Consider the following 24,520-nt stretch of genomic DNA (forward strand, 5'->3'; position numbering starts at 1 on the left):
ACGGCCCGGGGAGGTACGACGGGACGAACGCCCGGGGGCGTAGGTTGGAACCGGTCGCAACGAGGAGGAAACGACGTGGTCGACGCAGATCAGACCTTTGTCATCGTCGGCGGAGGCCTGGCAGGGGCCAAAGCGGCGGAGACCCTGCGCGCCGAGGGATTCAACGGCCGGGTGATCCTCATCGGCGACGAACGCGACCACCCCTACGAGCGCCCACCGCTCTCCAAGGGCTACCTCGTCGGCGCCAAGGAGCGCGACAGCGTCTTCGTCCACGAGGCCGCCTGGTACGCGGCGAACGACGTCGAACTCCACCTCGGCCAGTCCGTCACCGCCGTCGACCGCGAGGCCCGCACCGTCCGCCTCGGCGACGGCACCGTCATCGGCTACGACAAGCTGCTCCTCGCCACCGGCGCCGAGCCCCGCCGCCTCGACGTCCCCGGCACCGAGCTCGCCGGCGTCCACCACCTGCGCCGGCTCGCCCACGCCGACCGGCTCCGCCAGGTCCTCGCCGGCCTCGGCCGGGACAACGGCCACCTGGTGATCGCCGGCGGCGGCTGGATCGGCCTGGAGGTCGCCGCCGCCGCCCGCGGCTACGGCGCCGAGGTCACCGTCGTCGAGGCCGACCCCACCCCGCTGTACCGGGTCCTCGGCCCCGAGCTCGGCCAGCTCTTCGCCGACCTGCACACCGACCACGGCGTCCGCTTCCACTTCGGCGTCCGGCTCACCGAGATCGTCGGCCAGGACGGCATGGTCCTCGCCGTCCGCACCGACGACGGCGAGGAGCACCCGGCGCACGCCGTCCTCGCCGCGATCGGCGCCGCCCCCCGCACCGCCCTCGCCGAGAACTCGGGGCTCGCCCTCGTCGACCGGGCCGACGGCGGCGGCATCGCCGTCGACGAGTCCCTGCGCACCTCCGACCCCGACATCTACGCCGCCGGCGACGTGGCCGCCGCCCACCACCCGCTGCTGCACACCCGGCTCCGCGTCGAGCACTGGGCCAACGCCCTCAACGGCGGCCCGGCCGCCGCCCGCGCCATGCTCGGACAGCGCGTCTCCTACGACCGGGTGCCCTACTTCTTCTCCGACCAGTACGACCTGGGCATGGAGTACTCGGGCTGGGCGCCGCCCGGCACGTACGACCAGGTCGTGGTCCGCGGCGACACCGGCAAGCGCGAGTTCATCGCCTTCTGGCTCAAGGAGGGCCGGGTCCTCGCCGGGATGAACGTGAATGTGTGGGACGTCACAGACCCGATCCAGGCCCTCATCCGCGCCCGTACGGCCGTGGACCCGGAGGCCCTCGCGGACGCCTCCGTACCCCTGGAGAGCCTGATCTGATCGGTGCCGGTCACCCGTAGACTTCATGCGTGGCAGGCAGGATCAACGATGACGACGTGAAGGCGGTACGGGACGCGGTCCCGATCGACGCCGTCGTGTCCGAGTACCTCCAGCTGCGCAACGCGGGCGGCGGCAACCTCAAGGGCCTGTGCCCCTTCCACGACGAGAAGTCGCCCTCCTTCCAGGTCAGCCCCAGCAAGGGACTCTTCCACTGCTTCGGCTGCCAGGAAGGCGGCGACACCATCGCCTTCGTGATGAAGATCGACCACCTCTCCTTCTCGGAGACCGTCGAGCGCCTCGCCGCGAAGGCGGGCATCACCCTGCGGTACGAGGAAGGCGGCTACAACCCCGGCCACCAGCGCGGCGAACGGATCCGCCTGATCGAGGCCCACAAGGCCGCCGCCGAGTACTACGCCGGCCAACTCGGCTCGCCCGAGGCCGAGATCGGCCGGAAGTTCCTCGCCGAGCGCGGCTTCGACCAGACCGCCGCCGAGCACTTCGGCGTCGGTTACTCCCCGGCCGGCTGGGACCACCTCACCCGCTTCCTGCGCGGCAAGGGCTTCTCCGACAAGGAACTGATCCTCTCCGGCCTCTCCCAGGACGGCCGCCGCGGTCCCATCGACCGCTTCCGCGGCCGCCTCATGTGGCCGATCAAGGACGTCGGCGGCGAGATCGTCGGCTTCGGCGCGCGCAAGCTCCGCGACGACGACAACGGCCCCAAGTACCTCAACACGCCCGAGACGCCGATCTACAAGAAGTCCCAGGTGCTCTACGGCATCGACCTGGCCAAGAAGGACATCGCCAAGATCAGCCGGGCCGTCGTCGTCGAGGGCTACACCGACGTCATGGCCTGCCACCTCGCCGGCGTCACCACCGCCATCGCCACCTGCGGCACCGCCTTCGGCGGCGACCACATCAAGATCCTCCGCCGGCTCCTCATGGACAACGGCTCGGCCCGCGTCATCTTCACCTTCGACGGCGACGCCGCCGGCCAGAAGGCCGCCCTGCGCGCCTTCGAGGACGACCAGAAGTTCGCCGCCGAGACGTACATCGCCATCGCCCCCGACGGCATGGACCCCTGCGAACTCCGCCTCGCCAAGGGCGACGAGGCCGTCGCCGAACTCGTCCAGCCCCGCACCCCGCTCTTCGAGTTCGCCCTCCGCCAGATCGTGACGCGGTACGACCTGGAGACCCCGGCGGGACGCGCCGCCGCCCTCGACGAGGCCGCGCCCATCGTCGCGAAGATCAAGAACATCGCCTCCCAGCACGAGGTCGCCGTCCAGCTCGCCGGCATGCTCGGCATCCTCGACACCCAGTTCGTGGTCCGGCGGGTCGCCCAGATCGCCCGCTGGCAGCGGCAGGGCGGCGAGCGGGGCCCGAGCCGTCAGCAGCCCCAGCGGACGTACGACACCCCGGCCCCGGCCGCCGCCCCCTCCGGCCCCGCGCTCAATCTGCGCAGCCCCGCCCACCGCACCGAGCGGGAGCTCCTCAAGCTCGCCCTCCAGCGGCCCGAACTGGTCTCCCCGGCCTTCGACGCCTATGGCGTCGACGAGTTCACCGCCCCGCCCTACGCGGCCGTCAGGCAGTGCATCCAGGACGCGGGCGGCGCCACCGGCGCCCCCTCCGACTACCTCGACGCCGTCCGCGAGGCCGCCCCCAACGACTCGGTCCGCGCCCTCGTCACCGAACTCGCCGTCGAGACGATCTTCGCCAAGACCGTCGACGAGGCCTACGCCGGCGACCAGCTCGTCACCGTCCGCCTCCGCGCCGTCGACCGCCGCATCCGCGACGTCCAGGGCACCCTGGCCCGGCTCGGCGCGAACGGAGACCCCGAGCGGCTCGCCGCCGTGCAGAACGAGCTGTGGGTCCTCACCCAGTACGGGCAGTCCCTCCGGAACAACGGCGCCGCGGCCCTCTGACACACGTTCGGTCACGCCCCGGTCTCAAAAAGTCACCGCACGCCCCTCGTGGCGGCGATGTGTCGTACCCCACACTGGGTGACGGTGTCGTTCCGCCCCTCCTGGAGGTCGCCCGCCGTGCAGACCGAGATCCGGACCGTGTCGCAGGAGCCGTCCCCCGAGGAGCCGGACGAGCCGCCGGAGATCCCCGTCCAGCGTCGCCGCACCGGCGACCTCGGCGGCAACGGCCCCTCCTCCGACCTCTTCCGCCAGTACCTGCGCGAGATCGGCCGCATCCCGCTGCTCAGCGCCGAGGAGGAGGTCGAACTGGCCCGCCGCGTCGAGGCCGGGCTCTTCGCCGAGGAGAAACTCGCCAACACCCCCGACCTGGACACCCAGTTGGCGATCGACCTGGACCGGCTCGTCGTCCTCGGCCGGATCGCCAAGCGCAAGCTCATCGAGGCCAACCTCCGCCTCGTCGTCTCCGTCGCCAAACGGTACGTGGGCCGCGGCCTCACCATGCTCGACCTCGTCCAGGAGGGAAACCTCGGCCTCATCAGGGCCGTCGAGAAGTTCGACTACGCACGCGGCTACAAGTTCTCCACGTACGCCACCTGGTGGATCCGCCAGGCCATGTCCCGGGCCCTCGCCGACCAGGCCCGGACCATCCGCGTCCCCGTGCACGTCGTCGAACTCATCAACCGCGTCATCCGCGTCCAGCGCCGCATGCTCCAGGAGCGCGGCTACGAACCCACCGCCGAAGAGGTCGCCGCCCAGCTGGACCTGGCACCCGAACGGGTCGGCGAGGTCCTCCGCCTCGCCCAGGAACCCGTCTCCCTGCACGCCCCCGTCGGCGAGGAGGAGGACGTCGCCCTCGGCGACCTCATCGAGGACGGCGACGCCGCCTCACCCGTCGAGTCCGCCGCCTTCCTGCTGCTCCGCCGCCACCTGGAGGACGTCCTCTCCACCCTCGGCGAACGCGAACGCAAGGTCGTCCAGCTCCGCTACGGCCTCGACGACGGCAGGCCCCGCACCCTGGAGGAGATAGGCCGCATCTTCGGCGTGACGCGCGAACGCATCCGCCAGATCGAGTCCAAGACCCTCAACAAACTGCGGGACCACGCCTACGCGGACCAGCTGCGCGGCTATCTGGACTAGTCGAGCTCCCTGACCGTGAGTGTCCACGGACCCTCGGCGTTGAACTTCAGCAGCTGCGGGCCGCGCGGGACCGGGACGGTCTGTCGGAGCGGCCCGATCTCGTTGAGGAGCAGGTCCATGTCGGGCAGCCGTCCGTCGGTGCGACCGCCGACCCCGTAGCTCTGGATGCCGACATAGCCCCGGCCGTTCCTCGGGTCGCCCTTGAACTCCACCCGGAGGTCCGCCCCGCCACCGAGGTAGATCAGTGCCTCGGGACCGTAGCCGTGCAGCGTTCCCTCCAGGCGGCGGGCGGCGGCCAGCGGCTTCACCCGCAGGATCCAGCGGTTCTCGGCGGCAAGCCGCATGCGCAGCGGGCGGCCCTTGGGGACCGGGGCGGCCGCGCTGCCCAGGAAGTCGGGCAGCAGGGCGTTGAAGAGGAAGTCGACCTCGTCCTTGTTGCGCCGGTCGAGCGGGAAGAGGCCCAGGTAGCCGTAACCCTCCTGCGCGAGTTCGACGAGAACGGGGCCGTTTCCGACCCGGTCGTCGAGGGCGATCACGTCGTTGCCGAGCCCCTCGGCGACGAAGGGCTCGAAGACGGGGCCGAACTCCCAGCCCTCGACCAGTTCGTACGGCCGGTCGGCCGGCGGGAACGGCCCGGTGGGGGCGGGCGCGGGCGTCGGCTCCGGCTCGCCCAGGGGGCCGCCGGCGGCGGGCAGCGGCTGCCCCGGCATCTTCACGACCCCGACCAGCGGGACCGGCCCGCACACGACCGGCTGCGGCTCCGGCTCCTCCTCCGCCACCTCGACCCCGTACTCCGTGACGAGACCGGCGAGCCCGGAGCCGTGCCCCCGCCCGAGCCCCGTGAACTTCCAGCCGCCCGACTCCCGGAAGAACTCCCCGAAGGCGACGGCGGTCGCGTCCCCCGTACCCGTCACCGCGTACGAGGCGACGGCCGCCCCGTCCGGTGCGGCCGCCTCCAGGACGCCGCCGTCCGCCTCCCCGGCGATCACGATCCGCTCGACGGCCGCCTCCACCTCGTGCAACGCGAGGACCAGCGAAGCCTGTTCGTGCCGTACCGCACCGGAGGGATGCACGGGCTGCCCGGCGAAGACCATGTCCGCGTCCCCCCGGACCCGGCCGTCCGTGCCGAGCAGCAGTGCCGCCACATCCACGCCCTCGGCACCCACGCGCAGGGTGACCGACGGCACCCACGCATCCTTGGTTATGTGACCCATGCCGCACATCATGCGGCATGGGTCACCGCCGGGTCAGTCGACCTCGGCGACCGCCTGCGCGAACTGCGCCGCGTACAGCCGGGCGTAGGCCCCGCCGGACGACAACAGCTCCTCGTGCGTGCCCTGTTCGACGATCGAGCCGTTCTCCATCACCAGGATCACGTCCGCGTCCCGGATCGTGGAGAGCCGGTGCGCGATCACGAACGAGGTCCGCCCGGCCGCGAGTCGGGCCATCGCCTTCTGGATGAGGACCTCGGTGCGGGTGTCGACCGAGCTGGTCGCCTCGTCCAGGACGAGGATCACCGGATCGGACAGGAACGCCCGCGCGATGGTGATCAGCTGCTTCTCGCCCGCGCTGACCCCCGCCCCGTCGTCCTCGATCACCGTGTCGTACCCCTCGGGCAGGGTCCGGATGAACCGGTCGGCGTGCGCGGCGCGCGCCGCCTCCTCGACCTCGGCCCGGCTCACCGGGCGCGTGGCGCCGTACGCGATGTTGTCCGCGATGGTGCCGCCGAAGAGCCAGGTGTCCTGGAGGACCATGCCGATGCCCTTCCGCAGCTCCTCGCGGGACATCTTCGCCACGTCCACCCCGTCCAGGGTGATCCGGCCGCCCGTCACCTCGTAGAACCGCATCAGCAGGTTCACCAGGGTCGTCTTGCCGGCGCCGGTCGGGCCGACGATCGCGACCGTCTGCCCCGGATCCACCGCGAGCGACAGGTCCTCGATGAGCGGCTTGTCCTCCTCGTAACGGAAGGAGACGCCTTCCAGGGCCACCTTGCCCTTGAGGCCCAGAGGCTTCTCGCTCGTCGGGCCGTCCGGCTCCTGCTCCTCCGCGTCGAGCAGCTCGAAGATCCGCTCCGCCGAGGCGACACCGGACTGCACCAGGTTCGCCATCGACGCGACCTGCGTCAGCGGCATCGAGAACTGGCGCGAGTACTGGATGAAGGCCTGCACGTCACCGATGGACAGACTGCCGGTCGCCACCCGCAGACCGCCGACCACGGCCACGAGCACGTAGTTGATGTTCGAGACGAAGAACATCACCGGCTGCATCACACCGCTGTTGAACTGCGCCTTGAACCCGGCCTCGTACAGCGCCTCGTTCTGCTCGCGGAAGTCCTTCGCGGACTCCTCCTGCCGGCCGAAGACCTTCACCAGGCCGTGCCCGGTGTACATCTCCTCCACGTGCGCGTTGAGCGCGCCCGTCGACTTCCACTGCTGCACGAAGTGCGGCTGCGAGCGCTTGCCGATCTTCGCCGCGACGAACACCGAGACCGGCACCGTCACCAGCGCCACCAGCGCGAGCAGCGGCGAGATCCAGAACATCATCCCGAGCACGCCGACGATCGTGAGCAGCGAGTTGATCAGCTGGCCCATCGACTGCTGGAGCGTCTGCGAGATGTTGTCGATGTCGTTGGTCGCCCGGGACAGCACCTCGCCGCGCTTCGCCTTGTCGAAGTACGAGAGGGGGAGCCGCGCCAGCTTCGTCTGGACGTCCTCCCGCATCCGGTAGACCGTCCGGTTGATCACCTTGATCGACATGCGGGTGGAGACCAGCATCAGCAGGCCCGCCGCCACGTAGATCACGAGGACCCACAGCAGGACCCCGCCGACCGCGCCGAAGTCGATCCCCTTGCCGGGGGTGAAGTCGACCCCGGACAGCATGTCGGCCATGCCGCTGTCGCCGTCCGCGCGGAGCTTCTGCAGGGCCTGCGCCTTCGTGACGCCCTCGGGCATGTTCCGCCCGACGACGCCCGCGAAGATCAGGTCCGTCGCCCTGCCGAGGATCTTCGGCCCGACCACTGAGGCCGCCACCGACAGCACGCCCGCGATCAGCATCAGCCAGAGCGTGCCGCGCTCGGGCGCCAGCTGCTTCAGCAGCCGCTTGCCCGAATTCTTGAAGTCCATGGACCGCTCACCGGACTGGCCCATCATCATGCGTCCGCCAGGACCGGCCATCAGGCTGCCTCCGCCTCGGTCAGCTGGGAGAGCACGATCTCCCGGTACGTCTCGTTCTCCGCCATCAGCTCACGGTGCCGTCCGGTGCCCACGACCCGGCCCTCGTCGAGGACGACGATCCGGTCGGCGTCCCGGATGGTGGAGACGCGCTGGGCGACGATCACCACGGTCGAGTCCGCCGTCTCCTGGGCCAGCGCGGCCCGGAGCAGGGCGTCCGTCTCGTAGTCGAGCGCGGAGAAGGAGTCGTCGAAGAGGTAGATCTCCGGCCGCTGCACGAGCGTCCGCGCGATGGCGAGGCGCTGGCGCTGGCCGCCGGAGACGTTGGTGCCGCCCTGCGCGATCGGGGCGTTCAGGCCGTGCTCCAGTTTCCTTACGAAGTCGGCGGCCTGGGCGACCTCCAGGGCGTGCCAGAGTTCCTCGTCGGTGGCGTCGGGCTTGCCGTACCGGAGGTTGGTGGCCACCGTCCCGGAGAACAGGTACGGCTTCTGGGGGACGAGTCCGACGGTCCTGGCCATCAGGGCGGGGTCGAGTTCGCGCACGTCGACGCCGTCGACGAGGACCTCGCCGCCGGTGGCGTCGAAGAGCCGGGGCACCAGCCCCAGCAGCGTCGACTTGCCGCTGCCCGTGGAGCCGATGATCGCGGTGGTCTCACCGGGCCGGGCGACCAGCGCCACGTCCTTCAGGACCGACTCCTCCGCGCCCGGGTAGCGGAAGTCCGCGCTCCTGACCTCCAGGTGCCCGCGCCGGTCGAGCGTCCGCACCGGCTCGGCCGGCGGCACGACGCTCGTCTCCGTGCCGAGGACCTCCTCGATGCGCTCCGCGCACACCTCGGCGCGCGGCACCATCATGAACATGAAGGTGGCCATCATCACGGCCATCACGATCTGCATCAGATAGGCGAGGAAGGCGGTCAGCGCGCCGATCTCCATCCCGCCGCTGTCGATGCGGTGCGCGCCGAACCAGACCACGGCCACGCTGGAGACGTTCACGACGGTCATCACCGTCGGGAACATCAGCGCCATCAGCCGTCCCGTCGCCATCGACACGGCGGTCAGCTCGCCGTTGGACCCGCGGAAGCGCTCCTCCTCGTACTCGTCCTTCACGAAGGCGCGGATGACCCGGTTGCCGGTGATCTGCTCGCGCAGCACCCGGTTCACCGTGTCGAGCCGCTCCTGCATGGTCCGGAAGAGCGGCCGCATCCTCCGCACGATCAGCGAGACGGCCACGCCGAGGATCGGCACCACCGCGAGCAGCACGCCCGACAGGGGCACGTCCTGGCCCAGCGCCATCACGATGCCGCCGACGCACATGATGGGCGCGGAGACCATCAGGGTGAACCCCATCAGGACCAGCATCTGGACCTGCTGGACGTCATTGGTGGTACGGGTGATCAGCGACGGCGCGCCGAAGTGGCCGAGTTCCCGGGCGGAGAAGGACTGCACCCGGTCGAAGACCGCGCCGCGCACGTCGCGGCCGAGCGCCGAGGCGGTCCGCGCGCCGTAGTACACGGCCCCGATGTTGCAGACGACCTGGACGACGGAGACGCCGACCATCAGGGCGCCGAAGCGCAGGATGTAGCCGGTGTCCCCGTTGACGACACCGTGGTCGATGATGTCGGCGTTCAGGGTCGGCAGGTAGAGGCTCGCGCAGGTCTGCAGGAACTGCAGCAGGACGAGCAGCGCGATGGGTTTTCGATAGGGCCGCAGATGGGTTCGGAGAAGTCTTATGAGCACGGCTCCTACTATCGCCCGCACCCCGGGAGCGTTACGACTTGGTTTAGGGGGCGGGCGGAGCCCGGGGCAAGACTTTACGAACCGAACGCGCCCGGGTGGATCTGCTCCCGCGTCGCCACGTACTGCTGCCGCACCGCCTGCCCCGCCGACAGCTCGTCGCCGGGCTCCAGGATCTGCGCGACCGCGCCCTGCCACGGCGGGGGAGCGGACGGGGACAGCGTGCCCCGCGCGACCCCGAGCGCCCAGGCGGCCTGCCGGGCCGCGCCGAGCGCCGCGTAGTCGGCCGGCTGGGGGACGACGACCTGGGCGCCGAAGAGCGCCGGCGCGAGGGCCTGCACGGCCGGCAGGGCGGCCGCCGCGCCGAGCAGGAAGACCCGCCGCACCTCGACGCCCCGCCCGCGCAGCACGTCCATGGCGTCGGCGAGCGCGCAGAGCATCCCCTCGAACGCCGCCCGCGCCAGGTGTTCGGGCTTCATCGACTCGCGCCGCAGCCCGCTGAGCGTGCCCGCGGTGTGCGGCAGGTTCGGGGTCCGCTCGCCCTCCAGATAGGGCAGCAGGACGAGCCCGGAGGCCCCGGGCGTCGACTTCAGCGCCAGCGCCGACAGCTCCTCCAGCGACTCCAGGCCCAGCATCTCGGCGGTCCCCCGCAGCGCCCGTACGGCATTGGAGGTGGAGACGACGGGCAGGTGCATGCCGGTGGCGTCGGCGAAGGAGGTGATCATGCCGCTCGGGTCGGCGAGGGCGTCGTGGTGCACGGCCATCACGGAGCCGGAGGCGCCGAGCGAGACCACCGCGTCGCCGGGGCCGAGGCCGAGGCCGAGCGCGGCGGCCATCGTCTCGCCGGTGCCGGCGGAGACGAGGAGGCCCTCGGGGGTGATGCCGGCCGCGTCGGAGGGACCGAGGACCTCGGGCAGCACGGCCTGGTGGCCGAGCGCCAGCTCGACGAGGTCGGGCCGGTAGGTCCCGGTCCGCGTGGACCAGTAGCCGGTGCCGGAGGCGGCGCCGCGGTCGGTGGTGCGGCGGGCGGGACGGCCCAGGAGCTGCCAGACGAGCCAGTCGTGGGGCTGGAGCACCATGGCGACCCGCTGGGCGTTCTCGGGTTCCGCGCGGGCCAGCCAGCGCAGCTTGGCGACCGGCTGTCCGGCGCCGGGCACGCTGCCGACGGCTTCGGCCCAGGCCTGCCGGCCGCCCAGCGACTCGACGAGGTCGGCGGCGGCGACCTGCGCCCGCTTGTCGTTGCGGACCAGCGCGGGCCGCACCAGGCCGCCCTGCGCGTCGAGCGGCACGAGCCCGTGCTGCTGCGCGGAGACGCCGATGGCCTCCACGCCCTCCAGGAGCCCGCCGGTGGCGGCCTCCCCGAGCGAGAGCAGCCAGGACTGCGGATCGACGTCGACGGCCTTCGGTTCGCCGGGATGCGCGGCGTACCCCTGCCGCAGTACGGCACCCGTGTCCGTGTCACAGACGACGATGCGTGTGAACTCCGCAGAGCTGTCCAGTCCGGCGACTATCCCCATGACACATGATTCTGCCGCACGCGCGGCGCTCAGGTGTTGCTGGTGCCCCAGTCCTCCTCGTCGACCTTGCCGTTGCCCATGCCGCGCCCGCGCAGGGCGTGGACCCGGTCGGTCACGGAGGACGGCAGCCGGTCGCCGACCTTGTCGCCCACCAGGTGCACCGCCTTCCCCGCGGCCTGGCGGCCGGTCTGGGCGGCGGTCTCCGCGGCGTTCCGCACGGCCGGGTTCTCGGCGAACTCCTTCGCGGACTTCTTCATCTGTTCGTAGCGCTCGCGACCGGCCCGCGTGCCGATCACGTAACCGAGGGCGAGTCCCACGACGAACGTCAGCTTGTACCGCACGGCTGCGATCCTTCCCTGGAGGCCCTGGGGATACCGATTGGCGGAGCACCCCCCTGCTTGCGCTAATGTATGTCTCGCAGCGAGCGAGCGCCGCCCGGCAAGGTCCGAGGTGGAGCCGATCGGTGCAACGCAGCAATCCCCTGTAGCTCAATTGGCAGAGCAGCCGGCTGTTAACCGGCAGGTTACTGGTTCGAGTCCAGTCGGGGGAGCGCGATCCCCTGTAGCTCAATTGGCAGAGCATTCGGCTGTTAACCGGAGGGTTACTGGTTCGAGTCCAGTCGGGGGAGCAAGACGGAAGAGGACCCTTAGGGGTCCTTTTTCGCGTCTCCGGGAACCATCCGGAGCGCGGCGCGGTCTTCATGGTCGAGCAGAGCCGATCATCCGGAGCAGGAGATCGTATGAGCGGCTATGCTGCGGCAGACGGCGCGCACACATGTACGCGCCTCACCGTTCGGGGCGGTAGCTCAGCCGGTTAGAGCAGCGGACTCATAATCCGTCGGCCGTGGGTTCGAGTCCCACCCGCCCCACCACAGCCCGTGGCCGCAGGAAGGTTTCTCCGCGACCACGGGCTTCTTGCTCCCACGGTGCACCCGTCGCGACGCGGATCACGGCAGCGACACGCCCGGAGTCGCCCGGACGCCTCAGTCCGCGCGGAAGGCGACGCGGACCGTGTTGCCCGCCGGGATCACGAGCACGCTGCCGCCCGTCTCGGACCAGTTCTCGGGGATGAGGAACATCCGGCCGTTCACCTCCGCGAGGAGGCGCAGGCCCTCGTACCGGTACCGGAACCGCTGCGGGTGGTCGGCGACGGGCAGGACGGTCTCGCGTGCCTGCCGGGGCGGGAAGTAGAGCCGCTCCGGAGTGTCGACGGTCACCGCCGGGCGCAGCCACAGATTGCGCGCCAGATACCGGGCGTCGTCGTCGCCGTGCTGCTTCGCGTACGCGTGGACCGCCCAGAAGGACGACAGGCCGACCAGCGCGGCGACGAGCGCGAGCGCCAGCCGCTCGCGCGCCACCGGGTAGTCGGCGCCGCTCAGCTTGAAGAACAGGGCCCTGCCGTATACGACGAGCACCAGTCCGCTGCCGAGCAGCAGCGGGGTGTCCATCGCCCCGGCGTCCCACACGCCGAGCCCGCCGAGCATGCCGAGAGCGAAGAGGACCAGGCCGCAGACCGAGAGCAGGTACGGCGCGAACCGGCCGCCGGGCGGCAGGCGGCCGCTCCTGGCTCCCAGCGCGCGTGCCGCGTAGTAGACCAGGACGGCGACCAGCGCGACGGTGAGCGCGGTGCCGGCGGGTACGTAGAGGGCGCCCGCGCTGCGCAGCGCGTAGTCCTGGGTGGAGAAGCCGAGGGTCGCGGCGTCGACGCCGAAGTGTGCGTAGAGGGCGTCGGTGTAGGCGAAGCCGAAGTACAGCAGCAGGGCGCCGATGAAGGTGGTCGGGGCGAGCAGCGTGGCGAGCGTGATGGCCCAGTTGCTCCAGGGACGGCCGCCGCTGTCGGAGTCCCCCTCGGCCGTGACGGGCCCGTCGGCCGCGGGGCCCCCGTCGTTCCCCCGGTTCCCTTCGGCCATACGGCCCCCTTCGCCCGGGCGGCTCAGCCGAGCCCACCGGACTTGCCGGTGCCCCCGTCGGTGGTTCCCCCGGTGGTCTCGCCCGTGGTCTCGCCGGGGGGCGTCTCCCCGGTCGTCTCGCCGGTGGTTTCCCCGGTGGTCTCGCCGGGGGGCGTCTCCCCGGTCGTCTCCCCGGTCGTCTCCCCGGTGGTCTCGCCGGTGGTCTCGCCGGGGGGCGTCTCCCCGGTCGTTTCGCTGGTGGTCTCGCCGGTGGGGTTCAGTTGAACGGAGAGCGCGTCCTCGTCCTCGCCCCTGACCCCGCCCTCGTCCCGAAGGGTCACGCAGATGATGCGCGGCTGGTTGGAGGTCACGTCTCCCTGTCCCTGGGGGAAACTGAAGGACACCTTGAAGTCCTTCCCCTCCGACTTCGGCGGGACGGTGACGGTCTGGCTCGGTGGGGCGATGGGTTGGCGCTTCCCGTCCGGCGAGCAGTCCACGACCGCGACCGTGCCCACGTAGGGTTCGGACGACGGATTCTCCACGAACTTCTCGTAGGCGAACGGGAAGGTTCCACCGAAGGCGTCGGAGAGCCGGCCCGCGCGGCTGAAGTTTCCGCTGTCCTTCTCCCGCCTCCGCCGCTCCTGCGCGTCCGCTTCCGTGTCGCCTCCCCCCGTCGTCCCGGCGGTCGCCGTGGCGTCGGTGGAGTCGGTCGCGTCCGAGGCGACGCCGGTCTCGGAGGTCCGGTTCTCCCCCTCCGACCCGGAGGAGCAGCCGGTCAGCGGGGCGGCCCCGGCGCAGAGGAGAACGAGGGCGAGGAGCGCGCCCCTGGAGATCCGCCGACGAGTCGTCCTGCCGCGCATGGAGCCTCCCGATCCGGGGCGGTCGGAACGGACTGCCCCCGTCCCGTGTCCCGGCAGCCTAAAACGGCGTCATATCGGGTGAAACCGCCGTTCGGGTAGCTGTACCGGAGTGGCCCGCGCGCGCGTGGTGTCCCCGGCACCGGGTGCGCGGTGCCGGGGCGGTCGTCGGCGTCAGTACGTCAGGATCGCCGGGTCGGACTGGCTCGCCGCACCCGTCTCCACGTGACCGGCGAGGCGGCGGACGTGAGGGTGAGGTCGTACCAGCGGTGGGCGGCGGAGACGTCGACGCTGTGGGTGACCGCGGCGCCCTTCGCGACGGAGAGCGTCTCTGGGCACCGCCGTAGGCGTTGATGCCGGCGGTCCGGCAGCCCGGCGCCGCGAAGCCGGTCACTCCTGGGAGTGACGGAGAGCGATCGGGCCGACGACAGGCCGTCACCGGGTTCGGTCCGTGGGTCATGCCGCCGGTGCGCAGCCGGGACGGTGCCGTGACCGCCGGGAACGGCCGTCGTTCCTGACGTCCCGTGAGGTGCGGTGCGCGATGCCCTCGTCCGAACGCCTTGGGTCCGTATGCACCATCCCAAGTGGCAGGAGGCTCGGCGGCAGCTGACGGTGATCCGTGTCGCCGCGTATGGAGAGCCGACACTGGGTCAGCTGACGCGGCGTACGGAAGGAAGTTCAGCGATGCGCTCTGCCCGCATTCTCTTCGCCGCGGCTGCCACCGCCGGCACCCTGGCGCTCGCCGCACCCGGCGCCTACGCGATCACCGCAGGTGACTGGGACGGCTCCTCCCAGAGCAAGGAAAGCGACCACGGCTCCTCCCACAGCCAGGAGAGCGACCACGGCTCCTCCCACAGCGAGGAGAGCGACCACGGCAAGCCGAAGGGCGGCATGCACACCGGCTCCGGCGCCCTGTCCCTCGTCAGCGGAGACGAGTGGTCCAAGGAGCACGACAAGGGTGACAAGTCCGAGAAGGAGCACGACAAGGGCGACAAGTCCGAGAAGGAGCACGACAAGGGCGACCGGTACGAGAAGGAGCACGAGAAGCCCAAGGGCGGCATGCACACCGGCTCCGGCGCCCTGTCCCTCGTGAACGCCGACGACTGGACCAAGGACACGGAGAAGGACACGGAGAAGGGCAAGCAGAAGGACTGGAGCAAGGACACGGAGAAGGACGAGTCGAACGACGAGGGCGGCTACAAGTCGGAGAAGCCGAAGGGCGGCATGCACACGGGCGGCGGCGGCCTCGCGAGCGGCACCACGAACGTGACCGGCGCGGCCCTGGCCGCGGGCGGACTCGCCGCGTTCGTTCTCTACCGCCGTAGGAAGGCCGCCGGCGCGGCTGCGTGAGGAAGACCGGACGCAGGGGCCGTCTCCCGGACGGCGGCCCCTGCGTCCGGGAGACGGCCCCGCCCCCGTACCCCCGAGCCCGAATCTTCCGCCCGAGTCCGAAGGAGCCCCTGGTGACGACCCGACCGGATCCCGCTGACGCGGGAGCGTCCCGGCGTATCCCGCGGTGGGTGGCCCCCGCCGTGTTCTGGACGCTGGTTCTCGCTGTGCTTCTGCTCGTCTTCCGTCCGTGGGTGTCCGACCAGGACACGGAAGCACCGACCCGGCCCGCGGCCGCGGCCGAGCCCGGTGGCGCTGCGGCCCCCGCCCCGTCGTCACTCCCCGGCTCCTCGCGCCGTGCGTCGCCGAGTGCCGTCCCGGCGTCCGGTCCGTCGATGCCGAGGTCGGCCCCCACCCGGCTGAGGATTCCCAAGATCGGAGTGGACGCGCCGTTCACCGGCCTGAAGATCGGCCCTTCCGGTGCGCTCGACCCGCCCCCGGCCGACGACACGAACCTGGTGGGCTGGCAGGAGTCCGGCATCTCCCCGGGTGAACGGGGGACCGCGATCGTCGCGGGCCATCTGGACACGGCCACCGCCCCAGCCGTCTTCGCCCGGCTCGGCGAGCTCAAGGCCGGAGACACCTTCGAGGTGAGCCGCGCCGACGGCACCACCGCCGCCTTCCTCATCGACTCCGTGGAGGAGTTCAGCAAGGACGACTTCCCGGACCGGCGCGTCTACGAGGACACCCCCGACGCGCTCGTCCGGCTCATCACGTGCGCGGGCCCCTACGACCGCAAGGCCAAGGACTACACCGAGAACCTGGTCGTCTTCGCCCACCTGGAGGAGTCCGGCGAGTGGGCGCCCCCTGCCGAGGGCGGCCGTTGAGGAAAGCGGCGAAATCGGTGACGTCGTACGGCGGCGTGCCCCGGAGCGCAACCACCTGAAGATTTCGGGCGAATCGCCGACCTGGAACACGGTCGGCGATCAATCGTCCCTGCCGGGCCTGAGCCCCTCCCGTGCACGTGGCACGTCCGCATGCGCCCATGGCGGTGGCGCGCTGGACGTGCTTGTCGCGTATTGCGAGCGTGCAGGATGCCGGGCCGCCCTTTCCGGCGGGAATGACGGCGACGGCCGGGGCTTTGCCGCGGGGCGCCCGAACCGACTTGCTCCAGGGAAGCCTGACGCCTTTATCGACCGTGGCCGTATCGGCCCCGACGTCGGCGAGATACGAGATCTCGACGGTCCCCGTTCCCGTGACCTCGTACGTCACTTCGCCCGTCGACGCGGCGCGCGGCTCCGGCTGCCCGGCGGGCCCAGGAAGCCGTGGCTCCGTCGCAGTCGTCGTCATCGTCGTCGGGGGAGCAGCGCACTTCCGTCGATCCCGACTTCGGTCGCCGGCAGGCCCGTCCGAAGGCGTGACGCTGATCACAGTGCGGACCCGTGATGATCCGGTGCCCGGTTCCGCTGGGTTGTCGGGAGGACGTGGAAGACCTGCGGTCCTCCCGAGGAGCCAGGGAACCGGGGGAGCCGCACCGGTTCACACACGAGGGGTGGGACCGATGGACCGAGTCAGCCGCATGCTGCGGGCCGCCGACATGAGCCGGCACGCCTCCTCGTTCGCCTCCCGTACGACCGCGAGGACACGGCTCCCCCTCGACTTCTCCGCGGCCAGCCTGCGCATCGTCGACCGCGTGGTGGACGGTCTGCGGCGGGGGGCCGGCGACCCGGCCGACGTCGCACCGGTCCTCCAGGAGCTCGGTGCGTACGTCGGCGAAGTGCTCGTCCGGCAGGCGCGGGCCCGCTGGGTCGACTTCGACGACATGACGTCCGAACTGTTCGGACAGCCGGTCGGCGTCCGGACCTTCGACGGACGGGCGTGGAACCCGCTCGGCAAGGTGGTCAACCGCTTCGAGCTGGGCCCCGAAGAATCCGCTTACGAGCTCTTCCTGCTGGTCCCGCGTCGTCCCAAGGACCTGCCGCTGCCACGGGGGACGGCCCACGGCCCCCGGCTGACGGCTGCGTAGGGTGATGCGCCGGGCAGCGCGACGCGGGAAGACCAGGGGAAGAACATGTGAGGGCGGACGACGCCGCTCTGCTGCATGCGGTGCAACCTGCGCGGAACGGTGACGACGAGGCGTTCGCGGACGTGTACCGGATCGTGCAGCCCGGACTTCTGGGATATCCGAGAGGGCTCGTCGGCGAGTCCGCCGAGGACGTGGCCTCCGACGCGTGCCTCGAGACAGCCCGCGACCTGGCGCGGTTCCGCGGAGACGGCGCGGGGTTCCGCGGCTGGACCGCGACCATCGCCCGCCACCGCGCGCTGGACCACCTGCGGCGCCTGTGCTCCCGACCGCGTACGGCCCCGTTCGCGCAGGAGGTGCTCGACCTGCCCTGCGCCCCGGAGGGGTGGACGACGCCTCGGCCCGAGCGGCGGTCGCCGCGTCCCGTGCTGCCCGCGACACGGGCCTGCACAGGTCCCGGCGCACCGGACGCCGCGAGGACTGGCGTTCCGTACCGAGACACGGCACAGGACCCTCGTTGAGAACCGCACGCGCGGCCCTGGCCGCGAGCCGGGCCCCGGGCGGCGGGGCGTTCGCCGCGGCCGCGTCGCCCGCCCCCTTCGACGAGACCGGGGCCCGCGAACCCGAACCGCGTCGCAGCGCCTCTGCTCCGCTCCCGTCAGGGGGGTACGCGGTCCCCTCGTTCGAATCCCCGGGCGCAGGCTCGCCGGCCCCTCACGGAGTCCCCACCACACTCCGTATTCCCCACAAGCCGGTACGGCCTCGTCCTCGGCCTTCGGGCACGAGCGCTCCGTCCCCGCCAAGAGCCCCTTCGGCACCCCCGCGAAGCCCGAAGCGGGTCACTCGGTCCACCCTCCCCCCCCCGGCGACTGTCGGGGAGGGCGACGGCTGACGGGGCGCGGTCGCCGACCACCGCTCCCCGAGCGGTAGGGGGTCATGGTCATGACCCCACCCCATCACCGTCGCGTACGACGGACGTCCGAGGACCTGCTCAGCCCGCCCCGGCATCGCTGCTCACCCGGCACGCCGCCCCGGCGCCCGTGTCCGGTGCCGGGGCGGGTCCGGAGGCGTCAGTAGGTCAGGATGCCCGGGTCCGTCGTGCCCGCCGCGCCCGTCTCCACGTGGCCCGCCAGGCGGCGGAGGTAGTCCGTGGAGGCGGAGGACGTGACGGTGACGTCGTACCACCGGGCGGAGGCGGAGAGCGGGACGGTGTGGCTGACGGTGGCGCCCTTGGGGACGGAGAGGGTCGTCGGGGTGCCGCCGTACGCGTTGGTGACGGTCACCGTGGCCGTCGTGCCGGCGTTGGTGAAGGTCAGCGCGAGGTCGCCGGTCGTGGCGTCGTGCCGGGCGGTCACCTCCGGGACGGCCGTCTTGCCGGGGGAGCGGAAGCGGCGGAGGAAGCCGTTGGGGCCGTGGACCGTGAGGTCGGTGAGGCCCTTGCTGTACTTGGTGTTCCAGGTGTCCGCGATCGACTTGCTCGCCTCCGCCGTGTACGTCCACGGGGCGTCCGTGCGGTTCGCCGAGGTCACGTAGAACTGGGCGCCGGCCGCGGGGCCGCCGCTGAAGACGAGGCGGTAGGTGCCCGCCGTCACGTCCGCCGCGCCGTCCACGTACGGCGCGTACTTCAGCGGGCGGGTCGGCTTGGCGCCCGGCTCCTGGCGGGGCATCGCGCCGACGGCCGGGGCGGTGGCCAGGAAGTCGGGGTGGCGGTTCTTGTCCGGCGGGTAGTAGCCGTCCGTCGGGGGCAGCGCGGCCGGCTGGGTCTGCGTGCGGGTGAAGTCGAAGGCGCTGGTCAGGTCGCCGCAGACCGCTCGGCGCCAGGGGGAGATGTTGGGTTCGCGCACCCCGAAGCGGCTCTCCATGAAGCGGATGACCGAGGTGTGGTCGAAGGTCTCGGAGCAGGTGTAGCCGCCGGTGGACCACGGCGAGACGACGATCATCGGGACGCGCGGGCCCAGGCCGTAGGGGCCGGCCACGTAGCCCGTCTTGCCGCCGAAGTAGTCGAGGGTGGTCGGGACCGTCGACAGGCCCTGCGCCGCCGAGCCCGGGGCGTAGGGCGGGACGACGTGGTCGAAGAAGCCGTCGTTCTCGTCGTACGTGATGAACAGCGCCGTACGGGCCCACACGTCCGGGTTCGAGGTCAGCGCGTCCAGGACCTGCGCGATGTACCAGGCGCCGTAGTTGGCGGGCCAGTTGGCGTGCTCGGAGAAGGCCTCGGGGGCCGCGATCCAGGAGATCTGGGGGAGCCGGCCGGCCTGCACGTCGGCGCGCAGGACGTCGAAGTAGCCCTCGCCCGCCTTGGCGTTCGTGCCGGTGCGGGCCTTGTCGTAGAGCGGGTTGCCGGGCTGGGCGTTGCGGTAGTTGTTGAAGTACAGGAGGGAGTTGTCGCCGTAGTTGCCGCGGAAGGCGTCGTTGATCCAGCCCCAGGAGCCGGCCGCGTTCAGGCCGTCGCCGATGTCCTGGTAGACCTTCCAGGAGACCCCCGCCGCCTCCAGGCGCTCGGGGTAGGTGGTCCAGCCGTAGCCCGCCTCGGCGTTGTTCAGGACGGGGCCGCCGCCCGTGCCGTCGTTGCCGACGTACCCGGTCCACATGTAGTAGCGGTTCGGGTCGGTGGCGCCGATGAACGAGCAGTGGTACGCGTCGCAGATGGTGAACGCGTCGGCGAGCGCGTAGTGGAAGGGGATGTCCTCACGGGTGAGGTGCGCCATCGTGGCCTTGGTCTTGGCCGGTATCCAGTTGTCGTACCTGCCCTTGTTGAAGGCGCTCTGGCCGCCCGCCCAGTCGTGGTTGAGGCCCTGGAGGTACTCCATGCCCAGCTTGTCGCTGGTCGGCCGGAAGGGGAGCGTGACCTTGCTGCCGTCCGACTGGTTCCAGACCGACTTCCCGCTGGGCAGCGTCACCGGGCGCGGGTCACCGAAGCCCCGTACGCCCTTCATCGCCCCGAAATAGTGGTCGAAGGAACGGTTCTCCTGCATCAGGACCACGATGTGCTCGATGTCCTGGATCGTGCCGGTGGCGCCCTGCGCCGGGATCGCGGCGGCGCGGGCGATGCTCTCCGAGAGCATCGTGAACGCGGCGGCGCCGCCGGTCAGCTGCAGGAACCGGCGGCGATTGAGGTCGGCCATGGGGGAGTTCTCCTCCGGTGTGAGTACGACGGGGGGTGCGGGTGCGCGTGCGCGTGCGGCGCGACCTGGCGGACCGGCTCACGGGCGCCCCAAGGAGAGCGCCCGTGAACCACCGCCAGGAGGCCGTCCCATGACTGCCCGTCGTACGGCGGAAGAACCCCCCGTGCCCGAACGTGAAAACTCACAACCGAACGCCCCCGGTGGGTCGATGACCACCAGGGGTGTGCGGGAAGCAACAGAAAACTACTCGACGACGAGCTCGACCTCGATGTTTCCGCGCGTGGCCTTCGAGTAGGGGCAGAAGGCGTGCGTCTTCTTCAGCAGGGTGAGGCCGGCCTCGCCCTGGAGGTGGTCGGGGAACTCGGCGCGCATCACGACCGCGAGGCCGAAGCCGCCGTCCGCCGGGTCCTTGCCGATGGAGACCTCGGCGGTGACGGAGACCTCGGAGATGTCGATCCGCTCCTGGCGGGCGATCACGCCCATGGCGCTGGCGAAGCAGGCCGCGTACCCGGCGGCGAAGAGCTGCTCCGGGTTGGTGCCCTGGCCGTTGCCGCCGAGGGCCTCCGGGTGGGCCAGGGGGAGGTCGAGCCGGCCGTCGGAGCTGACGGCGCGGCCCTCGCGGCCGTTGGCGGTGGCGACGGCGGTGTAGATCGCGTCCATGGGTTCTTCCGTTCCTCGAAGGGATCGTGTCGGGCTGCCCTCATATTGTTAGGGCACGATTAAGTTGTGCACAACTTAATCGTGTGTGATGCGCGTCTCCCGTATCCTGGGCTCCATGGACGAGGACTTCCTCCGGCTCGACAACCAGATCTGCTTCTCCCTGCACGCCGCCACCCGCGCCTTCAACGGCGTCTACCGGGGCGCGCTCAAGGAGCTGGGCCTGACCTACCCCCAGTACCTCGTCATGCTCGTGCTCTGGGAGCACGGCGAGCTGCCCGTGAAGGGGATCGGCGAACGGCTGCGGCTCGACTCCGGAACCCTGTCCCCGCTGCTCAAGCGGCTGGAGGCGGCCGGATACGTCGAGCGCCGCCGCAGCCCCGAGGACGAGCGGTCCGTCACCGTCCGCCTGACCGGTGACGGGACCGCCCTGCGCGAGAAGGCCCTCGGCGTGCCGCGCCGGATCGCCGCCGCCACCGGGCTTGACCTGGCGGAACTCGGAGAGCTGCGGGAGCGCCTCCACGCCCTGGCCGTCCGGCTCGACGGGGTCGACCCGGACGACGTGGCCGCCGCCTGCGGCTGACCTCCGCTCGTACGGGGCGGCGGCCCCCTACGGAGCGGTGATCACCAGCGCCGCGTTGTGCCCGCCGAAGCCCACCGACGTGGAGACCGCGAGGCGGAGCCTGGCTCCCCGGGCCGTCGTCGGGACGTCCAGGTCGACGCCCTCGCCCGGCTCCGCGAAGTTCGCGGTCGGCGGCACGGTCTCCTCCGCGAGCGACAGCACCGTGAGCGCCGCCTCCACCGCCCCCGCCGCGCCCAGCAGGTGCCCGGTCACCCCCTTCGTCGACGTCACCGGCGGCCGGTGCGGAAGGAGCGCCGCGAGCACCGCCGCCTCCACGGCGTCACCGCGCGGCGTACCCGTCCCGTGCGCGTTGACCAGGTCGACGTCGCCCGGCACCGCGCCCGCCTCCGCGAGCGCGCCCCGGACGGCCGCCGTCAGGCCGGAGCCGTCCGGCCGGGGCGCCACCACGTGGTGCGCGTCCGACGTCGCCCCGTAGCCCGTGATCAGCGCCCGGGGCCGGACCCCGCGCGCGGCGGCGTCCGCCGGGCGTTCCAGGACCAGGAACCCCGCGCCCTCCGCCATCACGAAGCCGTCCCGGTCCCTGTCGAACGGCCGCAGCCCGCCCGCCGGGTCGTGGAACCGGCGGGACAGCGCGCCGAGCCGGTCGAAACCCGCCACGTAGAACGGGCTCAGCGACGCCTCGGCCCCGCCCGCCAGGACGAGGTCGCAGCGGCCCAGGGCCAGCAGGTCGAGCGCGACGCCGATCGCCGTGGCGCCCGCCGCGCACGCCGTGGTCACCGCGGTCGACGGGCCGCGGATCCCGAACTCGACGGCCAGCTGCCCCGCGACGGAGTTCGGCAGCGCGCCCGGCACCGCGAACGGGGACATGTCCCCGGGGCCGTCCGTCCGCAGCACCTCGCGCTGCGCCTCGAACGTGAGGACGCCGCCCGCCCCGATCCCGGCGACCACGCCGACCCGCGCCCCGTCCCAGCCGGCGGGGTCCAGACCGGCGTCGGCGAGCGCCTCCCGCGCCGCGACCAGCGCGAGCAGCGCGCTCCGGTCGGGCCGCCGGGCCGTCACCGCCCTGCCGAGGTCCCCGGGGAGCGCGGGCGCCCGGCAGGCGAGGTAGCGCAGGCCGTCCCGCTCTTCGAGGGCGGCGGTGGCCTTCCCGGCGCGGACGGTCTCCCAGGTCGTCGCGGCGTCCGCGCCGGCCGGGGTGAAGAGACCGATGCCGGTGACGGCGGCCCCGGCGCCTCGGCCGCCGCCCGTGCTCGCCGCGCCCCCCGGCGCCGGGCCCGGCATCAGGCCACCCCCGCGTACCGGCAGACGAGGTCCTCGATCGCCGCGACCGTGGGCGACGCGTACAGCTCCTCCTCCGGGACCGGGACGCCCCGCTCCTTGCGGAGCACGAGGGCGAGCTCGGTGAGGAGGAGCGAGTCGAGCCCGGCCTCCTCGCGGGTGGACTCCGGGGTGATGTCCGCCGGGTCGAGACCGAGCGAGACGAGCAGGGTCTTCAGTTCGTCGAAGGTCATGGCGTTCCTTGGGGGGCAGAGGTCGGTTCAGTGCGCGACGCACGCGCGCGCGTGGTTCAGGCCGAGCAGCACGCACACGTCCGTCAGGAGCGGCACGTGGTACGCGAGCGGCCGGGGCCCCGCCTGGTCCGGGCGGGAGACGAAGCCGCCGTCCGGCCGCTGCCGCTCCAGGAGGTGGCGCACCGCCCGCCCGGTCGCACCCCGGGCGGACGGCACGGTCGGTGTCCGGGCCACCGCGATCAGCGAGTACGCCGTGCTGATCGGGTCGCTCGGATCGGACGGCACGTGCCCCCAGCCGCCGTCCGCGTTCTGCGTGTCGAGCAACCGGGACACGGCCCGCGCCCGGGCCCGCGCCACCTCCGCCCGGGCCGGATGCCCGGGCGCCACGGCCAGGAAGGAGTCGTGGGCGAGGACGGTACGGAACAGGGCGTTGCTCTCGTTCAGGCTCCAGCTGCGCTCGAAGGAGCCGGCGGCCTCCTGCCGGGCCGCGACGAACCGGACGGCGGCCTCCACCGCCGGCCGGTGCGCGGGCTCGGGAGCCAGCGCGTTCACGGCCGCCGCCGTTATCGCCACCTCGGAGGCGGTGCCGTGCTCGAAGGTCGGGAAGCCGCCGTCCGCACCCTGCCGGGCCAGCAGGTACCGCTCGCCGGCCGCCACCTCCGGGCCGAACAGCACCGCGCCCGTCGCCCGCAGGAACTCCACGCAGTACGAGGTGTCGTCCACGTCGCTCTGCCCGACGCCCCGGTCGAACCCCCAGCCGCCGTCGGGGTTCCGGTGCTCCACCAGGGCCGACGCGAGGGCCCGCAGGGTGTGCGCCGGAGCTCCCGCCCCGGCCAGCGCGAGCCCGCCGGTCGCCGTCGCGAACACGTCCATCCCCGTGATGAACGGCAGCCCGCCGTCCTCACGGAGCCAACCGCGCAGCTCCCGCGCCCGCGCCCGTGCCGCCTCCGCGTACCGGGGGCGCAGCCGCAGCGCGAGCAGCGCGAGGATCCGGGCGAGGTGGTTGCCGTACGGGGGCGGGCCGGGCAGCGCACAGGGTTCGAGCGCCCGCCAGTCCTCCTCCGTGACGAGCCGCGGAGCACCCGTCCCGAAGGCGTACAGGACCTTGAGGGCGGCCATCTCCGTGATCAGCCACCGCTGTTGGCCGCGCGCCTCGAAGAGCGTCTCGGGGGAGGGGAGTTCGGAGAAGGGGTGGGCGCCCAACTCGGCCAGGAGCGTCTGGAACATCAGCCGCTTGCGTCCGGCCGTGAAGTGGTCGAAGCCGCCGAGCAGCCGGGCGAGCGCGCCCCGCCCGTCCACGTACTCGCCGAGGGCCGCGCGGGCGGCGGCCTCCTGCACGGGGTCGGGGGCGCCCTCGTCCACGGCCGTCTTCAGCCGGCGCATCAGCCGCTCCTGGGCGTCCGGGTCCACGCCCGTCACCGTGAGCAGTCGCAGGGCCAGGGCGGATTCCAGGATCCGGCTGTCGCACGGCGCCCGGAGCAGTCCCCCGGGCCCGGCGGCCGCCACCAGACGGGTGGCGAGCCGTGCCCGGGCGCGGTCGAGCGGCTCGGTCCCCGGGTGGGGCTCCGGCCGGGGTCCGGGGACGGCGAGGGAGGCGCCGGGTAAGGGCAGCGCGCAGTACGTCATGGGGAGGTGTCCTTCGGTGCTGTCGTACGAAAGGCGGGGTGCCGGCCAGGGGAGGTCGACCAGGGGGCTTCGGGCGGCGGGAAGGCGCTGCGCGCGCTCCGCGCCGTGCG

At 72.2% G+C, this 24,520-nt stretch carries 19 protein-coding genes, 3 tRNA genes and 1 pseudogene; 11 read left to right on the plus strand and 12 right to left on the minus strand.

Going from position 1 to position 24,520, the window contains the following annotated elements:
- Positions 1–75 precede the first annotated feature (75 nt).
- The 3 genes from BLW86_RS25660 to BLW86_RS25670 all read left to right on the plus strand — a co-directional run bounded on the left by BLW86_RS25660 (position 76) and on the right by BLW86_RS25670 (position 4,391).
- Positions 76–1,335 (plus strand): NAD(P)/FAD-dependent oxidoreductase, encoded by a 1,260-nt coding sequence (locus BLW86_RS25660; RefSeq protein ID WP_093876227.1) that lies wholly within the window; start codon positions 76–78, stop codon positions 1,333–1,335.
- A 29-nt stretch (positions 1,336–1,364) separates the two neighbouring features.
- A complete protein-coding gene (gene dnaG, locus BLW86_RS25665; RefSeq protein ID WP_093876228.1) occupies positions 1,365–3,254 on the plus strand; it encodes a DNA primase in 1,890 nt (629 codons plus the stop codon).
- Positions 3,255–3,371: 117 nt separating this feature from the next.
- The gene (locus BLW86_RS25670) at positions 3,372–4,391 is read left to right on the plus strand and encodes an RNA polymerase sigma factor (protein ID WP_177181751.1); all 1,020 of its coding nucleotides are present in this window, start codon (positions 3,372–3,374) and stop codon (positions 4,389–4,391) included.
- On the opposite strand, the gene BLW86_RS25675 is transcribed toward BLW86_RS25670, so the two are convergent.
- The 5 genes from BLW86_RS25675 to BLW86_RS25695 all read right to left on the minus strand — a co-directional run bounded on the left by BLW86_RS25675 (position 4,388) and on the right by BLW86_RS25695 (position 11,152).
- Entirely contained in the window at positions 4,388–5,605 is a 1,218-nt protein-coding gene (locus BLW86_RS25675; protein WP_256341424.1) for a TerD family protein, read from the minus strand. The genes BLW86_RS25670 and BLW86_RS25675 overlap by 4 nt on opposite strands.
- A 33-nt stretch (positions 5,606–5,638) precedes the next feature.
- Entirely contained in the window at positions 5,639–7,564 is a 1,926-nt protein-coding gene (locus tag BLW86_RS25680; RefSeq protein ID WP_093876230.1) for an ABC transporter ATP-binding protein, read from the minus strand.
- A complete protein-coding gene (locus tag BLW86_RS25685; RefSeq protein ID WP_093876231.1) occupies positions 7,564–9,297 on the minus strand; it encodes an ABC transporter ATP-binding protein in 1,734 nt (577 codons plus the stop codon). Before BLW86_RS25685 ends, BLW86_RS25680 begins: the two co-directional genes overlap by 1 nt.
- Before the next feature lie 74 nt (positions 9,298–9,371).
- The gene (locus BLW86_RS25690) at positions 9,372–10,811 is read right to left on the minus strand and encodes an FGGY family carbohydrate kinase (protein ID WP_093876232.1); all 1,440 of its coding nucleotides are present in this window, start codon (positions 10,809–10,811) and stop codon (positions 9,372–9,374) included.
- 29 nt (positions 10,812–10,840) lie between these two features.
- Positions 10,841–11,152 (minus strand): hypothetical protein, encoded by a 312-nt coding sequence (locus BLW86_RS25695; RefSeq protein ID WP_093876233.1) that lies wholly within the window; start codon positions 11,150–11,152, stop codon positions 10,841–10,843.
- A gap of 136 nt (positions 11,153–11,288) precedes the next feature.
- On the opposite strand from BLW86_RS25695, the gene BLW86_RS25700 reads away from it, so the two are divergent.
- From BLW86_RS25700 to BLW86_RS25710, 3 genes are all read left to right on the plus strand, one after another.
- A tRNA-Asn gene (locus BLW86_RS25700) sits at positions 11,289–11,361 on the plus strand.
- A gap of 5 nt (positions 11,362–11,366) precedes the next feature.
- A tRNA-Asn gene (locus tag BLW86_RS25705) sits at positions 11,367–11,439 on the plus strand.
- 166 nt (positions 11,440–11,605) lie between these two features.
- Positions 11,606–11,682, plus strand: a tRNA-Ile gene (locus BLW86_RS25710).
- A gap of 111 nt (positions 11,683–11,793) precedes the next feature.
- Here the strand turns inward: BLW86_RS25710 and BLW86_RS25715 are convergent.
- Positions 11,794–12,720: a hypothetical protein gene (locus BLW86_RS25715; protein WP_093876234.1), complete on the minus strand. Its 927-nt coding sequence runs from the start codon at positions 12,718–12,720 to the stop codon at positions 11,794–11,796.
- 23 nt (positions 12,721–12,743) lie between these two features.
- Positions 12,744–13,559, minus strand: coding sequence for a hypothetical protein (locus tag BLW86_RS25720; RefSeq protein WP_093876235.1), 816 nt, complete (start codon positions 13,557–13,559; stop codon positions 12,744–12,746).
- Between the two features lie 681 nt (positions 13,560–14,240).
- Between BLW86_RS25720 and BLW86_RS25725 the strand changes: the two genes are divergently transcribed.
- The 4 genes and pseudogenes from BLW86_RS25725 to BLW86_RS25745 all read left to right on the plus strand — a co-directional run.
- Positions 14,241–14,906 carry a hypothetical protein gene (locus tag BLW86_RS25725; protein ID WP_093876236.1) on the plus strand — a complete coding sequence of 222 codons (666 nt, stop codon included), beginning with the start codon at positions 14,241–14,243 and terminating at the stop codon, positions 14,904–14,906.
- 158 nt (positions 14,907–15,064) lie between these two features.
- The gene (locus BLW86_RS25730) at positions 15,065–15,772 is read left to right on the plus strand and encodes a class F sortase (protein ID WP_371129676.1); all 708 of its coding nucleotides are present in this window, start codon (positions 15,065–15,067) and stop codon (positions 15,770–15,772) included.
- A 674-nt stretch (positions 15,773–16,446) separates the two neighbouring features.
- Positions 16,447–16,911 (plus strand): hypothetical protein, encoded by a 465-nt coding sequence (locus BLW86_RS25740; protein ID WP_177181752.1) that lies wholly within the window; start codon positions 16,447–16,449, stop codon positions 16,909–16,911.
- 47 nt (positions 16,912–16,958) lie between these two features.
- Positions 16,959–17,279, plus strand: a pseudogene (locus BLW86_RS25745) (RNA polymerase sigma factor); the annotation flags it as partial.
- A 699-nt stretch (positions 17,280–17,978) separates the two neighbouring features.
- On the opposite strand, the gene BLW86_RS25750 reads toward BLW86_RS25745, so the two are convergent.
- Entirely contained in the window at positions 17,979–20,033 is a 2,055-nt protein-coding gene (locus BLW86_RS25750) for a phosphocholine-specific phospholipase C (RefSeq protein ID WP_093876238.1), read from the minus strand.
- Positions 20,034–20,276: 243 nt separating this feature from the next.
- On the minus strand, positions 20,277–20,693 hold the full coding sequence (locus BLW86_RS25755; protein ID WP_030694044.1) for an organic hydroperoxide resistance protein: 417 nt from the start codon (positions 20,691–20,693) through the stop codon (positions 20,277–20,279).
- An 88-nt stretch (positions 20,694–20,781) separates the two neighbouring features.
- Between BLW86_RS25755 and BLW86_RS25760 the strand changes: the two genes are divergently transcribed.
- Positions 20,782–21,273, plus strand: a complete 492-nt coding sequence (locus BLW86_RS25760) for a MarR family winged helix-turn-helix transcriptional regulator (RefSeq protein ID WP_093876239.1) — start codon at positions 20,782–20,784, stop codon at positions 21,271–21,273.
- Positions 21,274–21,300: 27 nt separating this feature from the next.
- Here the strand turns inward: BLW86_RS25760 and BLW86_RS25765 are convergent, their stop codons facing one another.
- Genes BLW86_RS25765 through BLW86_RS43810 form a run of 3 tightly spaced genes read right to left on the minus strand, consistent with a single transcriptional unit; the run spans position 21,301 to position 24,410 of the window.
- Positions 21,301–22,554, minus strand: a complete 1,254-nt coding sequence (locus BLW86_RS25765) for a beta-ketoacyl-[acyl-carrier-protein] synthase family protein (RefSeq protein WP_093876240.1) — start codon at positions 22,552–22,554, stop codon at positions 21,301–21,303.
- A complete protein-coding gene (locus tag BLW86_RS25770) occupies positions 22,554–22,784 on the minus strand; it encodes an acyl carrier protein (RefSeq protein WP_093876241.1) in 231 nt (76 codons plus the stop codon). The genes BLW86_RS25765 and BLW86_RS25770 overlap by 1 nt, the downstream gene beginning before the upstream one ends.
- A gap of 27 nt (positions 22,785–22,811) precedes the next feature.
- Entirely contained in the window at positions 22,812–24,410 is a 1,599-nt protein-coding gene (locus BLW86_RS43810) for a prenyltransferase/squalene oxidase repeat-containing protein (protein WP_093876242.1), read from the minus strand.
- Positions 24,411–24,520: the final 110 nt, after the last annotated feature.

Origin of the sequence: Streptomyces sp. TLI_105, assembly GCF_900105415.1 — a bacterium.
In the GTDB taxonomy this organism is placed as follows: domain Bacteria; phylum Actinomycetota; class Actinomycetes; order Streptomycetales; family Streptomycetaceae; genus Streptomyces.